Here is a 14141-nt window from a genome sequence, read left to right as displayed (position 1 = left end):
GCGTCGACGACATGCCCCTGTGGACTGTCGGCGTGACGCGTCCGTGCGCCTTGTTAGGGTTCCGGCCATGCTCGTAGCCGCTGCCGTCTGCCCCTGTCCTCCGCTCCTCGTCCCCGACGTCGCCGCGGGTGCCGCGCCCGAACTGGCCGCCGCGCGGGCCGCGTGCACCGACGCGCTGGGCGTGCTCGCCGCCGCCCGGCCCGACCGCCTGGTGGTCGTCGGGCCCGCCGAGCAGAGCGGGCGCGGGCCGCATCCCGAGGGCACCCGGGGTTCGTTCCGAGGCTTCGGTGTGGATCTCGACGTACGGCTGGGCGGGGACCGGCACGGCGATGGCGGTACGGCGTCGGAGCGTGAGCTTCCGCCCTCGCTCGCCGTCGCCGCGTGGCTGCTGGAGCGCACCGGGTGGTCCGACGCCCCGATCGAGGGACTCGGGGTGGGGGAACCTCTTGAGGCCGAGCGGTGTATTCAAACCGGGAGGAACATCGTCGCGCAGGCCGACCGGGTCGCGCTGCTGGTGATGGGCGACGCCAGCGCGTGCCGGACGCTGAAGGCACCGGGCTATCTCGACGAGCGGGCGGCGCCCTTCGACGCGGAGGTCGCGCGTGCGCTGGGGGCGGCGGACGTGGCGGCCGTCAAGGCGCTGGACGCCGAGCTGGCGTACGAGCTGAAGGCCTCGGGACGCGCGCCCTGGCAGGTGCTCGCGGGCGCGGCCGAGGGTGCGGACCTCGGCGGGGCACTGCTGTACGAGGACGCGCCGTACGGGGTCGGGTACCTGGTTGCGACCTGGTCATAGGGGGCGTCCTCCCGGTCCTCGTCCTGCCGGGGAATCCGAGGTATTCGCGGTGCGGGAGCCGTCCCGTACCCGCGAACCCCTCGGATTCCACTACTGCGCCATGCGCTAGAAGGCCGCCGTCCGGTCCTCGCTGCGCGGGTCGGTGACCTGGTGCTCGGCGTAGATGCCCGCGCGCGCCTCACGGCGCCAGGGGCGCCCGTAGGTCACCGATTCGGCGGCGGCCTCGGAACTGTCGTCGAGGTTCACGACCGCCACCGACGGCGAGCCGTCGGCGGGGCACCGCTCGAGCCAGTCGCCGTTGGGAGCGACGACTCCGGACGGTGCCTTGGCGCTGTGCTGTGCGGGCACGGAGAGACTCACCCAGTAGCTGTTGACCGCCGCGTGCCCCTGGGCCTGCGCGGCGGTGTTGCCCGGGGCACCGGTCGTGGAGAGCAGGACGCAGTCGACGTCCAGCTTCTCGTACTCGGCGAACAGCTCGGTGTAGTGGATCTCGATGCCGAGCAGGCAGCCGAAGCGGACACCGTCGACCTCGAAGGTCACCGGTGAGATGCCCGGCGAGTACATGTACGAGACCTTCGTCCTCGACAGCAGGCGCTCGTCGTAGCGGGTGACGACCTCGCCGCGGTCGGAGATGACGTAGAGGCTGTTGTGGGGGCGGTTCGGCCCGGTCAGGCGGTGCACCGAGGCGATCACCGTCCACAGCCGCAACGCGCGGGCCAGCTCGGCGATCGCGGCCAACTCCGAACGGAGCACCGGCCATTGGCATCGTTCCCAGTCCGCCGGGCCGACCGCGTCCGGGCCGGCGACGGACATCACGAGCTTGTGGGGGAAGCAGATCGCGCCTTCAGGGAAGTGCACGATCCGCGCGCCCCGATCACTGGCCTCGCGCATCAGCGCACGGACCTGACGGCCGCTCTCACGCAGCGCGTCGACGTCCCGGGGGTCTTCTCGTACGGGGGTCTGCGCTACGGCGAGCCGCACGCTCTTGGGGTTCCTGGCTTCCGACATGACGTCTCCTGAGGGAGTCGGACGGAAGTGCCGGAGGGCGGACGTGTAGGACTCGCCGGTTTTGGCGGCGCGGGCACGCACCTGGCGCTTGAAGTTCCTACGGGCTGTCATCGCGGCCTTCCACGCCTTGAGCGACGGCTCCCCGGCAACCTCGCCCGAGGCGATCGGGCTGCGACAACGACCTGAGACGCTGGTCCCTTTGCCTCCGGTGGAAGACCGTGCCGGGGACGGTCGCGGGAGGTTCGGCGTAGGCCACGCAGTCGGTCATCATGCCGTCGCCCGTGGGCTCCGTCAACGTCGTACGACCTGTCCGGCGCGCTGTCGAACGGTCTGCCGCCCGGGAGATGTCCTTGAGGCGGTCGCGACGCTCACGGACCGAGTCCAGCCCACCCCCTGCAGAATGGGCGCACCCTTCCCGGCCTGCCCTCGACGAAACGGCGGACGGCCGGGAGCCTTGCGCTCCGCGGCCGTCCGCCGATCGATGTGCAGGTGCCGTTCAGGAAGCCGGCGGGGTCGAGTCCGGCGGCGTGGTCGTGCCGCTGCCGTCCGTCCCCGTGGTCCCGGCGCTTCCCGTGTCGCCCTGGTGCGCGAGTCGGTCCATGGCGTCCTTGGCCTTGCCCGTGCCCGTCTGGATCTTGTCGCTGTACTTGCCCTTGGTCTTCTCGTCGACCATTTTCGCGGCCTTGTCCAGGCCGTTCTCGATCTTGCCTCCGTGCTGCTGCGCGAGGCCCGAGACCTTGTCCTTCGCCGGGGCGAGTTTGGCCTTCAAACTGTCCATCAGACCCATGGTTCACCTTCCCACGCGGGGCAGTTACGTTCGGGCGCCTTCACCGGCCTCGTTGTCGGCGGCCACTTCGGCGGACTGCTGCTTGGGGATCTCGACGCTGTCGACGGCGTCCGCGGCCTCGACGGTTTCGACGGCCTCCGTCGCCGTCGTCTCCACCGTGTCCTCGGCCCCCGTCCCCGCCTCGGTCTCCGTCGCCTCGTCCGCCGCTTCAGCCGTCAGGGGCCCGGCCGTCTGCGTGCCGGCCTGCGCTTCGGCGGTTGACGCCTCCTCCGTAGCCTTCGACCTCCGAAGAATCCGGTCAAAAACGCCCATATCAACTCCATACGTTACTCGTGCGGGCGAAATCCCGCGTAGCCCGGTGCGTCCGTTTGCGTCGCCCGGGTCACCGCCTCCCGAAACCGGCGGCGGGATACCTCGCAACGGGGAACGACCCCGCGCGCGTGCTGTCACGTAACTCGTTCGAGGCGAGGGTCCGACGTTTGCGAGACTGGGAACGTGAGCAGCGCACCCCCCGCCCCCCGAGTCATCGCCGTCGTCGGACCGACCGCGGCCGGAAAGTCCGATCTGGGCGTCTTCCTGGCCCAGCGTCTAGGTGGCGAGGTCGTCAACGCCGACTCCATGCAGCTCTACCGAGGGATGGACATCGGCACCGCCAAGCTGACGCCCGAGGAGCGCGGCGGCGTCCCGCACCACCTCCTGGACATCTGGGACGTGACGGTCACGGCGTCCGTCGCCGAGTACCAGCGGCTCGCCCGTGAGCGCATCGACGCCCTGCTCGCCGAGGGGCGCTGGCCGATCCTGGTCGGCGGCTCCGGGCTGTACGTGCGCGGGGCGGTCGACAACCTGGAGTTCCCCGGCACCGACCCCGAGGTCCGCGCCCGCCTTGAGGAGGAGCTCGCCCTGCGCGGCTCCGGCGCCCTCCACGCCCGCCTGGCCGCCGCCGACCCCGAGGCCGCGCACGCGATCCTGCCGAGCAACGGCCGCCGTATCGTCCGGGCCCTGGAGGTCATCGAGATCACCGGCAAGCCCTTCACCGCCAACCTCCCCGGCCACGACTCGATCTACGACACCGTCCAGATCGGCGTCGACGTGGCGCGCCCCGAACTCGACGAGCGCATCGCGCTCCGGGTCGACCGGATGTGGAGCGCGGGGCTCGTGGACGAGGTGCGGGCGCTGGAGGTGCGCGGCCTGCGCGAGGGGGTCACGGCGTCCCGCGCGCTCGGCTATCAGCAGGTGCTCGCGGCGCTCGCGGGGGAGTGCACGGAACAGGTGGCGCGCACGGAGACCGTGCGTGCCACCAAGCGCTTCGCGCGCCGTCAGGATTCGTGGTTCAGACGCGATCCACGGGTGCACTGGTTGAGTGGGGCTGCGGCGGATCTCACAGAACTTCCGCACCTGGCACTGGCGTTGGTCGAACGACCGGTCACAGCCTGATCACGTCATGGCATCGGGACGCTCAGGCCGCCGTCCCGGCCTCCGGGGGCGTGCCATCATCGAGCTTCGATCGACCAAGTGGAGTCCGAGTTGGGAGGGCGCGTGGCGATGGAGGCCGGCCCTCGCGACACCGCAGAAGGCATCGAGCAGGTCACTGCGGACCGTGGTGAACCGGAAGAGGGCGACGGCCTGCTGAGCCCGGACGGCCCGGACGAGATCCAGGGCGGCGTGACCGCCGACGGTCCCGGGCCCGACGAGATGTTCGCCGGACCCGAGGTCGAGGTCGAGCTCCGCCCGCAGCGCCGTCTGCGCATCTGGCAGCTCGCCCCCATCGTGGCCCTGGCCGCGGTCGGCTCCCTGATGTTCGCCTTCCCGCTCGCCTTCGACTTCGGCGACAGCGGGGCCGTTGTCGCCATGCTCGGCCTGCTCATCTGCTCCTGCGCGGCCGGCTGGGGCATGACGGCCGCCCGCCGCGTCGGCCACATCTGGCCCGGCTTCCCGCAGCGCGGCTCCGGCCGCCGCCCGGACTGGCGGGTCGTCATCGCGTACGCCCTGGTGGTGGCCGTAGTGGTGGTCCTCGCCGTGTGGCGCGTGGCCCGGCTGCGCTAGCCACCGAGGCCTGTTACAGAGGGCGGTCACCGGGGTCGTCGGGTTGTCATAGCCACCCCGTACGATCGAGGAATGAGCACGCGGATCGCCTTCCTCAAGGGGCACGGCACCGAGAACGACTTCGTGATCGTCCCGGACCCCGAGAACGCCATCGACCTGTCCCCGGCCGCCGTGGCCGCCCTGTGCGACCGCCGCGCGGGCATCGGCGGCGACGGACTGCTGCATGTGGTGCGGTCCGCCGCGCACCCCGAGGCGCGGGACATGGCGGCCGAGGCGGAGTGGTTCATGGACTACCGCAACGGCGACGGCTCGATCGCGGAGATGTGCGGAAACGGCACGCGTGTGTTCGCCCGCTATCTCCAGCGAGCCGGGTATGTGGCCGAAGGCGACTTCGCGATCGCCACGCGCGCGGGTGTGAAGTCCATGCACATCGCCAAGGACGGTGACGTCACCACCGGCATGGGCAGGGCACGCCTCCCCGAAGGAGACGTCACGGTGAGCGTCGGCGAGCACAGCTGGCCCGCGCGGAACGTGAACATGGGCAACCCGCACGCGGTCGCCTTCGTCGACGACCTCGCGCAGGCCGGCGACCTGTTCTCCCCGCCGCCCTTCAGCCCGGCCGCCGCCTACCCGGACGGGGTGAACGTGGAGTTCGTGGTCGACCGCGGCCCCGGGCACGTCGCCATGCGCGTGCACGAGCGCGGCGCCGGCGAGACCCGCTCGTGCGGCACGGGCGCGTGCGCGGTCGCCGTGGCCGCCGCCCGGAGGGACGGGGCGGACCCGGCCGTCACCGGGACGCACGCGACGTACACCGTCGATGTGCCCGGTGGAACGCTGGTGATCACCGAGCGGCCCGACGGCCAGATCGAGATGACCGGTCCCGCAGTGATCGTCGCCGAGGGCGAGATCGACGCGGAGTGGCTGGAAAACGCCATCCGCTGAACGGGTGAATCGCAGTCCTGGCCGCTCCGGACACCCGGATCCGAAGTCTCCGGCGTCCGGCGCGGCTCGAAACCACGGCTGACCTCGTTGGGCGTGGCGCAAAACCGTAAACCTGCCGACCTTCGCTCGAATGGGTGATCCGTTTCACGCTCGGCGAGAGGCGGTCAGTCGCACGTGGTGGGCTCGGTAGCATCAAGCACCGGCCCGGACGGGGGATCGAAGATCCCCTGAGCCGAGTACGCCATGGGGCACCCGTCCGCCGGTCAAGCAGCCGGAGGTGCCCATGAGTGCGGAGGCCACGAACCCTGCGACCCCAGGCCCTGTGACCAACACAGTGCCCCGCAGGAAGGCCCGCCCCCGGATCGACCTGCGCCGGCTCGGCCGGGCCGCCCTGCTCGGTCCCACCGCGCGCGACCGGCTGCCCGACGCCATCGGCCACGTCGCCGAGGCGCATCGCGCCCACTATCCCGACGCCGACCTCGAACCGCTGCGCCGCGCCTGGGTGCTGGCCGAGTCCTCGCACCGCGGCCAGATGCGCAAGAGCGGCGAGCCGTACATCACGCACCCGCTCGCCGTGACCCTGATCCTCGCCGAACTCGGCGCGGAGACAACGACGTTGACGGCCTCCCTGCTCCACGACACCGTCGAGGACACGGAAGTGACACTCGATCAGGTCGGCGAGGAGTTCGGCGCCGAGGTGCGCTATCTCGTGGACGGCGTAACGAAGTTGGAGAAGGTCGACTACGGGGCCGCGGCCGAGCCCGAGACCTTCCGCAAGATGCTCGTCGCCACCGGCAGCGACGTCCGCGTGATGTCGATCAAACTCGCCGACCGCCTGCACAACATGCGGACCCTGGGCGTGATGCGCCCCGAGAAGCAGGCCCGCATCGCCAAGGTCACCCGGGACGTCCTCATCCCGCTCGCCGAACGGCTCGGCGTCCAGGCGCTCAAGACCGAACTGGAAGACCTGGTCTTCGCGATCCTCCACCCCGAGGAGTACGACCACACACGCGAGTTGATCGTCGACAACGCCTCCCGCGCGGACGACCCGCTCGCCGAGGTCACCGACGAGGTACGCACCGTCCTGCGCGACGCCGGCATCCAGGCCGAAGTCCTCATCCGGCCCCGGCACTTCGTCTCCGTGCACCGCGTCGCCCGCAAGCGCGGCCGGCTGCGCGGCGCCGACTTCGGCCGCCTCCTGGTGCTCGTGAACGAGGACGCGGACTGTTACGGCGTCCTCGGCGAACTGCACACCTGCCTGAAGCCCGTGGTCTCGGAGTTCAAGGACTTCATCGCCGTCCCCAAGTTCAACCTGTACCAGTCGCTGCACACCGCCGTCGCCCACACCGACGGCCAGGTCGTCGAAGTCCTCATCCGCACCCACCAGATGCACAAGGTCGCCGAGGCCGGCGTCATCGCGCTCGGCAATCCCTACGCTCCTCCTTCGGAGGAGCAACAGGCCGCGAACGACGGCGAGCGCGCCGACCCCACCCGGCCCGGCTGGCTCTCCCGCCTCCTCGACTGGCAGGAGGGCGCACCCGACCCCGACACCTTCTGGTCGACGCTCCGCGAAGACCTCGCCCAGGACCGCGAGATCACCGTGTTCCGGCCCGACGGCGGCACGTTAGGCCTGCCCGACGGCGCGACCTGTGTGGACGCCGCGTACGAGCAGTACGGCGAGGACGCCCACGCCTGCATCGGCGCCCGCGTCAACGGCCGCCTGGCGACGCTCAGTACGGTCCTGAAGGACGGCGACACCGTCCAGCTCCTCATGGGCCAGGACCCGGCCTCCGAGCCCTCCAGGGAGTGGCTGGAGCACGCGCACACGCCCGCCGCGCGGATCGCCATCCAGCGGTGGATCGCGGCACATCCGGGAAGCGGCGACGGACAGGGCTCGGAGGCGGACGCCGGGGCGCAGAGCGCCCGATCGGCGCCCCCCGCCTCCGACGACACCCTGGACACCCCCACCGCACGCCCCGCGACCCCCGTCGTGGACCAGCCCGGCGCGACCGTACGCCTCGCGGGCTGCTGCACTCCCGTACCGCCCGACGAGGTCACCGGATTCTCGGTGCGCGGCGGGGTCGTGACCGTCCACCGCGTGGAGTGCAGCGCGGTGGCGCACATGAAGAGTGTGGGGCGCGCGGAGGTCGGAGTGCGCTGGGGCGACACCACCGAGTGCCGGGTCACGCTGGTAGCCGAATCGTTCGGCCGCCCTCATCTGCTCGCCGACCTCACCGAAGCGATCGCCCTGGAGGGCGCGGAAATCGTCTCGGCGACCGTCGAGCCCCCGACCCAGCAGCGCGTCCGCCACACCTACACGCTCCAACTCCCGGACGCGGCCCACCTCCTGACCCTCATGCGGGCGATGCGCAACGTACCGGGCGTCTACGACGTGAGCCGCGCGCAGCACCACAACACGACGGCCTTCTGAGCCGGAACACGACGGCTTTCTGAGCCGGAACACGACGGCTTTCTGGGCCGGGCGCGGGCTCTCCGGGATACGCGTCCGCCCTGAGCGCCCCCGGGGCACCGGCTCGCGCGCCCCGGTGCGACGAGCGCCCCGTAGACCCCCGGAAGACCCCGTTCGAGTGGGCCGGGCGCGAGTCGTCGCCGTGGGGCACGCGCGCGCTGGTAGCGGTGGTGCATGCTGCTCACCCCCCGCACCGGCACGACCGGCATCGGCATCCCCCGCACCGGCTCCGGTGATCCGGCTCCCCGGTCGCGCACCAGGAACTCCCGACGGCTGAAGGCGGCGCTGCTCGCCTCCGCCGTGTCCGTCTGCCTCGTCGCCGCGAGCGCGCCGCCCACGCCCCTGGGCGTCGGTGACCGTCTCTTCCCGGACCTGGGCAATCCGGGCTACGACGTGGCGTCGTACGACCTCTCGTTCACGTATCCCGGCAGCAACACCAAGCCGCTACAAGCCGTCACCACCATCGACGCGTGGACGACCGAGACGCTGGACCGGATCAACCTCGACTTCGCGCACGGCACCGTGGACTCGGTCGAGGTCGACGGCCGGCCGGCCACCTTCGCCAGTGCCGGCGATGACCTGGTCGTGACTCCGGAGAGGCCGATTTCCGAGGGGAGCTGGACGCGGATCACCGTGCGGCACACCAGCGACCCCGTGTCCGCCAAGGGCCAGGACGGCGGCTGGGTGCGCACCAAGGACGGGCTCGCCATGGCCAACCAGGCCGACGCCGCACACCTGGTGTTCCCGTGCAACGACCATCCCTCCGACAAGGCGATGTTCACCATCAGGGTCACCGCCCCCAACGCGTACACGGCCGTCGCCAACGGACTGCCGGCCGGCGTCGACAAGGCCGGCGGGAACACCACCTGGACGTACCGCACCCAGCACCCCATGGCCACCGAACTCGCCCAGGTGTCCATCGGCCGCTCCGCCGTGCTGCATCGCACCGGACCGCACGACCTGCCGATGCGCGACGTCGTGCCCGCCAAGGACGCCAAGCAGCTCGAACCGTGGCTCAAGAAGACCCCCGACCAGATCGCCTGGATGGAGAGCAAGGTCGGCCGGTACCCCTTCGAGACGTACGGGCTGCTCATGGCCGACGCGTCCACCGGCTTCGAACTCGAGACGCAGACGATCTCTCTCTTCGAGAGAGATCTCTTCAGCGAGCCCGCCTACCCGAAGTGGTACGTCGAGTCGATCATGGTGCACGAGCTGTCCCACCAGTGGTTCGGCGACAGCGTCAGCCCCCGCACCTGGTCCGACCTGTGGCTCAACGAAGGGCACGCCACCTGGTACGAGGAGCTGTACGCCGAGGAGAAGGCGCACCGGCCGATGGAGACACGCATGAAGGCGGCCTACGCGGCCTCCGACGGCTGGCGCGCCGCCGGCGGACCGCCCGCACTCCCCAAGGCGCCCGCGCCCGGCCAGAAGATCAGCATCTTCCGCCCCAACGTCTACGACGGCGCCGCCCTCGCCCTCTACGCCCTGCGCCAGGAGATCGGTCGCCCCGCCTTCGAACGCCTGGAGCGCACCTGGGTGAGCGTCCACCGCGACGGCATCGCCACCACGGCCGACTTCGAGGAACTCGCCTCCGCGATCTCCGGCCGCGACCTGAGCGACTTCTTCCAGGCCTGGCTCTACGGGGAGAAGACCCCGCCGATGCCCGGTCACCCGGACTGGAAGTCGCAGGCACCGGTGAAATGAGGCAGCGACGGGGCAATGAATAAGGCAGTGACGTGGCGATCCGCGCCGTGCGACCATCGTCAGGTCAGCGGCGCGGGTCGGCGGGGGACACCCTCGGCAGCCACCGGGAATCTCCGGAGGCGCTCGCACGTTATGACCTTCGTAGGACTCCCATCGACGTAAGGACCCAATGACCTCCTCTTCTTCCCCTTCCCAGGACACTGAGCGCCTCGCGCACGCCTACCCCGAAGGTCTTCGGGCCGATGCCCTGATGGAAGAGGACGTCGCCTGGAGCCACGACATCGACGGAGCGCGGGACGGCGACCAGTTCGACCGCTCCGAGCGCGCGGCCCTGCGCCGCGTCGCCGGCCTCTCCACCGAACTCGAGGACGTCACCGAGGTCGAGTACCGACAGCTCCGCCTGGAGCGCGTCGTACTCGTCGGCGTCTGGACCACGGGCACGGTCCAGGACGCGGACAACTCGCTCGCCGAGCTGGCCGCCCTCGCGGAGACCGCGGGCGCGCTCGTCCTCGACGGTGTCGTCCAGCGCCGCGACAAGCCGGACGCGGCCACCTACATCGGTTCGGGCAAGGCCAACGAACTGCGGGACATCGTCCTGGAGACCGGCGCCGACACCGTCATCTGCGACGGGGAGCTCAGCCCGGGCCAGCTGATCCACCTCGAAGACGTCGTCAAGGTCAAGGTCATCGACCGTACGGCTCTGATCCTCGACATCTTCGCCCAGCACGCCAAGTCCCGGGAGGGCAAGGCGCAGGTCGCGCTCGCGCAGATGCAGTACATGCTGCCGAGGCTCCGCGGCTGGGGTCAGTCGCTGTCCCGCCAGATGGGCGGCGGCTCGGGCGGCGGCCTCGCCACCCGTGGTCCCGGTGAGACCAAGATCGAGACGGACCGGCGTCGTATCCGCGAGAAGATGGCGAAGATGCGCCGGGAGATCGCGGCCATGAAGACCGGCCGCGACATCAAGCGCCAGGAGCGCCGTCGCCACAAGGTGCCCTCGGTCGCGATCGCCGGTTACACCAACGCCGGCAAGTCGTCCCTGCTCAACCGCCTCACGGGCGCGGGCGTGCTGGTGGAGAACGCGCTGTTCGCGACCCTCGACCCGACCGTGCGCCGGGCCGAGACGCCGGGCGGACGGCTCTACACGCTGGTCGACACCGTCGGATTCGTCCGGCACCTGCCGCACCACCTGGTCGAGGCCTTCCGCTCCACGATGGAGGAGGTCGGCGACGCCGACCTGATCCTGCACGTGGTGGACGGTTCGCACCCGGTCCCGGAGGAGCAGCTGGCCGCCGTGCGTGAGGTGATCCGGGATGTCGGTGCCACGAAGGTGCCCGAGATCGTCGTGATCAACAAGGCGGACGCGGCGGACCCGTTGACGCTCCAGCGGCTGATGCGGAACGAGAAGCGGTCCATCGCGGTCTCGGCCCGCACCGGCCAGGGCATGGACGAGCTGCTCGCGCTCATCGACAGCGAACTGCCGCGCCCCTCGGTCGAGATCGAGGCGCTGGTGCCGTACACCCACGGCAAGCTGGTCGCGCGCGCCCACTCCGAGGGCGAGGTGATCTCCGAGGAGCACACCCCGGAGGGCACGCAGCTCAAGGTGCGGGTGCACGAGGAACTGGCGGCGGAACTCGCGCCGTACGTCCCGGCACCGCTGGCCTGACGGGTCGTAGCACGGTAAGTCCGAAGGCCCGCCCCCAACTCTCGTCCCGGGGGCGGGCCTTCGGCATGCACGCGTGCGTGCGGGTCACCGGCCGCCGTACGTCCTGCTCATGTTCTCGTAGAGCGACTCGGCGGTGGCGCCGAGCTGGGGGCCCGTGAGCCAGGTGTTGTCGGACGGGCCGATCGAGGTGTTGGAGACCAGCTCGGTCCTGCCGTCCACCACGCGGAACCAGCCGCCGCCGGACGAACCGCCGGTCATCGTGCAGCCGATGCGGTACATCGTCGGCAGGGCCGTACTGAGCGACAACCGGCCTGGCCGGTCGAGGCACTTGAACATCTTCAGACCGCTGTACTGCGGCGCGGCCGGGTAGCCCCAGGCGCCCATCGAGCCGACCTCGGTCGCGGAGGGCGCCGAGAAGTCCACGTCGAGCGCGGCGCCGACCGTCTCCTCAAGGGACTTGGAACCGGACTGCGGCTTCACCTGGAGGATGGCGTAGTCGTACGCGGCTCCCGCGCCGCCCGTCTCCGAGCCAACCTGGATCCACTGGTTCGAGGTCGAGGCCCAGTCGACCCACCACTGGCCGTAGGGAGCGATCTCGGACGCCGAGGCGTTGCCCAGCCGGGACGCGGACTTGCCGAGGTCGTTGTACGAGGGGGCGAACTCGATGTTGCGGACCAGCCGCCGTCCTTGCCCGCGTGGACGCAATGGCCCGCCGTCCACACGAGGTTGGACTTCCCGGGATGGATGACGTCCTTGACGACCGTGCCGGCTCCGGGTCGCTGACGCCCTGGTCGGCGGCGGCGTCCTTCGTGGAGACCGTCTTGTCGGCCTCCTCGGCGGACTTCATCCGCTCGGGCTTCCAGAGCCCCTTGATCACCGGGTTGACGAAGTCCTCGGCCTCACTGAGCCACTTGTCCTTGTCCCAGTTCTTCCAGCCGCCGTCCGCCCACGCCGAGACGATGCGGGCGTACATGTGGAACGCATGGTGCGACAACCCCCGTGGAAACTGCTGATCCTCTACTGCTGCTCGCGCACTGCTGATCGCGTACCACTGACCGTGTACTGCTGATCGTGCTGCGACACCCCACTATGCCCGGGGAGTTGGGGACGAACGCCGGTGAGGCGGTGAGGTTCCCGTGAGACACCCCGCCGACGCCTGTCCCCCGCCTGTGCCTGCCGCCGCGCCTACTGGTCGGCGAACTTCTTGCTGACCGAGTCGTACACACCCTTGGCCACGTCACCCAGCCGCGGGCCCGCAAGCCAGCCCGAAGTCACCGGCCCGATCGAGGTGTTGGACACCAGTGACGGCTTGCCGTCGGAGCCCGTCTCGACCCAGCCGCCGCCGGACGAACCGCCCGTCATGCTGCAGCCGATGCGGTACATCGTCGGATCCGAGGCGTTGATCGACAGCCGCCCCGGCTTGTCCGTGCACTGGTACAGCGTCGAACCGTCGTACGGCTTCGCCTCGGGGTAGCCGGTCGCCGTGAGGCTGGACACCTTCGGCACGGCCGGCGCGTCGAAGTTCACCGGCAGCGCCGAACCGACCGTCTCCTCAAGGGACTTGCCCCCGCTGCCCTTCTCGGGCGTCACATGGATCACGGCGTAGTCGTACGACGAACCCTGCCCGCCCGTCTCGCCGCCCTGGTCGATCCACTGCTGCGAGGTCCGCGCCCAGTCGGCCCACCAGACACCGTACGGAGCGACCTGCTCCCGGGTCTCGGTCTCCAACTGCGCCGCCGTCCGGCTCGCGTTGTTGTACGACGGCACGAACGCGATGTTGCGGTACCAGCCGCCCTTCTTGCCGGCGTGCACGCAATGGCCCGCCGTCCACACCAGGTTGGACTTGCCCGGGTGCGCCGGGTCCTCCACGACCGTCGCCGAGCAGACCATCGTGCCCTCGGGGGAGTCGAAGAACACCTTGCCCGCCGTCGCCGCGTTGGCGTGGTACGTAGGCGACACGGCCTTAGCGTCCACCACGGCGGGCGTCGGGTCGGTCACGCCCTGGTCGCCGGAGATGTCGTTGGTGTCGACGCCCGTGTCCGGGTCGTTGGCGTCCCGCATCCGGCCGGAACTCCACAGCCCCTTGATGATCGGGTTGATGTAGTCGTCGGCCTCGCGCAGCCAGTCGTCCTTGTCCCAGTTCTTCCAGGCGCCGTCCTTCCACTTGTCGATGTCGATCCCGCGCTCTTTGAGCTTGTCCTTGATGTCGTCCGGGATCTTGATCTTGCCGTCACCGGTGTCACTGCTGGTGGCGGACGCGGTGGACTTGCCATCGGCCTTCGTGTCGCTGGAGCCGCACGCGGTCGCGGTGAGCGCGAGCGCCGAGGTGAGGGCAACGGCGGCCAGCACGGGGGAGGTTCCGCGACGCGCGCCCCTCCCGCGACGGGCGGTGAAGGACGGCCGTATCGATCGCATGGTCTTGACTCCCCCTGGGTGAACGGATGTTGCGCTACGGCTGTGATCTCAGCCGGAACTCATGGTGAGTTCACGCCGAACTCACGGCCTTCGGGAACGGCACCACACACTATGCGCTCGCTGTGGGGGACTTCCCACGGAACGGCAACGGTTCCGTCACGGCAAGGATCTTGAGGCGACCCGTAACCCCGTGGGCGGTCGGCGGTTGGTAGCGAAGGGGGCCAGCTGTCGATACGCGGTCCCCTGCGCCCATGTGGGCGGGCTTGGCGGTGTGTCCGCGGTGGTGTGTGTCGGGGTGCGGGAGGGTGGCTTGGGG

11 protein-coding genes and 1 pseudogene are annotated in these 14141 nt (G+C 70.5%); 7 read left to right on the top strand and 5 right to left on the bottom strand.

All coding sequences use genetic code 11. From position 1 onward, the window contains the following. The first annotated feature begins 67 nt into the window (after positions 1–67). A complete protein-coding gene (locus tag ACNFOC_RS18490; RefSeq protein WP_416960189.1) occupies positions 68–793 on the top strand; it encodes a class III extradiol dioxygenase subunit B-like domain-containing protein in 726 nt (241 codons plus the stop codon). Between the two features lie 105 nt (positions 794–898). Here the strand turns inward: ACNFOC_RS18490 and ACNFOC_RS18485 are convergent, their stop codons facing one another. From ACNFOC_RS18485 to ACNFOC_RS18475, 3 genes are all read right to left on the bottom strand, one after another. Continuing rightward, positions 899–1801: a carbon-nitrogen hydrolase family protein gene (locus tag ACNFOC_RS18485; RefSeq protein WP_416960188.1), complete on the bottom strand. Its 903-nt coding sequence runs from the start codon at positions 1799–1801 to the stop codon at positions 899–901. 496 nt (positions 1802–2297) lie between these two features. Beyond that, positions 2298–2588 carry an antitoxin gene (locus ACNFOC_RS18480; RefSeq protein WP_416960187.1) on the bottom strand — a complete coding sequence of 97 codons (291 nt, stop codon included), beginning with the start codon at positions 2586–2588 and terminating at the stop codon, positions 2298–2300. A 24-nt stretch (positions 2589–2612) separates the two neighbouring features. Then, the gene (locus ACNFOC_RS18475) at positions 2613–2900 is read right to left on the bottom strand and encodes a hypothetical protein (RefSeq protein WP_416960186.1); all 288 of its coding nucleotides are present in this window, start codon (positions 2898–2900) and stop codon (positions 2613–2615) included. A 183-nt stretch (positions 2901–3083) separates the two neighbouring features. Between ACNFOC_RS18475 and miaA the strand changes: the two genes are divergently transcribed. From miaA to hflX, 6 genes are all read left to right on the top strand, one after another. Then, complete coding sequence (gene miaA, locus ACNFOC_RS18470) at positions 3084–4022, top strand: tRNA (adenosine(37)-N6)-dimethylallyltransferase MiaA (protein ID WP_416960185.1); 939 nt, start codon at positions 3084–3086, stop codon at positions 4020–4022. A 108-nt stretch (positions 4023–4130) separates the two neighbouring features. Continuing rightward, on the top strand, positions 4131–4631 hold the full coding sequence (locus ACNFOC_RS18465) for a hypothetical protein (protein ID WP_416960207.1): 501 nt from the start codon (positions 4131–4133) through the stop codon (positions 4629–4631). A 72-nt stretch (positions 4632–4703) separates the two neighbouring features. Beyond that, on the top strand, positions 4704–5573 hold the full coding sequence (dapF, locus tag ACNFOC_RS18460) for a diaminopimelate epimerase (RefSeq protein ID WP_416960184.1): 870 nt from the start codon (positions 4704–4706) through the stop codon (positions 5571–5573). Positions 5574–5856: 283 nt separating this feature from the next. Next, positions 5857–8004, top strand: a complete 2148-nt coding sequence (locus ACNFOC_RS18455) for a RelA/SpoT family protein (protein ID WP_416960183.1) — start codon at positions 5857–5859, stop codon at positions 8002–8004. A 213-nt stretch (positions 8005–8217) separates the two neighbouring features. After that, positions 8218–9747 carry a M1 family metallopeptidase gene (locus ACNFOC_RS18450; protein ID WP_416960182.1) on the top strand — a complete coding sequence of 510 codons (1530 nt, stop codon included), beginning with the start codon at positions 8218–8220 and terminating at the stop codon, positions 9745–9747. A 169-nt stretch (positions 9748–9916) separates the two neighbouring features. Beyond that, complete coding sequence (gene hflX, locus ACNFOC_RS18445; protein WP_416960181.1) at positions 9917–11410, top strand: GTPase HflX; 1494 nt, start codon at positions 9917–9919, stop codon at positions 11408–11410. Between the two features lie 84 nt (positions 11411–11494). Here hflX and ACNFOC_RS18440 read toward each other — a convergent pair. Then, positions 11495–12368 (bottom strand): annotated as a pseudogene (locus tag ACNFOC_RS18440) (trypsin-like serine peptidase); the annotation flags it as partial. A 227-nt stretch (positions 12369–12595) separates the two neighbouring features. Continuing rightward, positions 12596–13825 carry a trypsin-like serine peptidase gene (locus tag ACNFOC_RS18435; protein ID WP_416960180.1) on the bottom strand — a complete coding sequence of 410 codons (1230 nt, stop codon included), beginning with the start codon at positions 13823–13825 and terminating at the stop codon, positions 12596–12598. Positions 13826–14141: the final 316 nt, after the last annotated feature.

The organism is Streptomyces colwelliae (assembly GCF_048158785.1).
Classification (GTDB): domain Bacteria; phylum Actinomycetota; class Actinomycetes; order Streptomycetales; family Streptomycetaceae; genus Streptomyces.
Note: the sequence above shows the minus strand (reverse complement) of the source record. Positions and strands in the feature narration are given on the sequence as shown.

Bases quoted from the DNA above. Each gene is read 5' to 3' on its own strand.
- ACNFOC_RS18480 (WP_416960187.1), bottom strand. From the start codon at position 2,588: ATGGGTCTGATGGACAGTTTGAAGGCCAAACTCGCCCCGGCGAAGGAC.
- ACNFOC_RS18490 (WP_416960189.1), top strand. From the start codon at position 68: ATGCTCGTAGCCGCTGCCGTCTGCCCCTGTCCTCCGCTCCTCGTCCCC.
- ACNFOC_RS18455 (WP_416960183.1), top strand. From the start codon at position 5,857: ATGAGTGCGGAGGCCACGAACCCTGCGACCCCAGGCCCTGTGACCAAC.
- ACNFOC_RS18450 (WP_416960182.1), top strand. From the start codon at position 8,218: ATGCTGCTCACCCCCCGCACCGGCACGACCGGCATCGGCATCCCCCGC.
- dapF (WP_416960184.1), top strand. From the start codon at position 4,704: ATGAGCACGCGGATCGCCTTCCTCAAGGGGCACGGCACCGAGAACGAC.
- ACNFOC_RS18475 (WP_416960186.1), bottom strand. From the start codon at position 2,900: ATGGGCGTTTTTGACCGGATTCTTCGGAGGTCGAAGGCTACGGAGGAG.
- ACNFOC_RS18465 (WP_416960207.1), top strand. From the start codon at position 4,131: ATGGAGGCCGGCCCTCGCGACACCGCAGAAGGCATCGAGCAGGTCACT.
- hflX (WP_416960181.1), top strand. From the start codon at position 9,917: ATGACCTCCTCTTCTTCCCCTTCCCAGGACACTGAGCGCCTCGCGCAC.
- ACNFOC_RS18435 (WP_416960180.1), bottom strand. From the start codon at position 13,825: ATGCGATCGATACGGCCGTCCTTCACCGCCCGTCGCGGGAGGGGCGCG.
- ACNFOC_RS18485 (WP_416960188.1), bottom strand. From the start codon at position 1,801: ATGTCGGAAGCCAGGAACCCCAAGAGCGTGCGGCTCGCCGTAGCGCAG.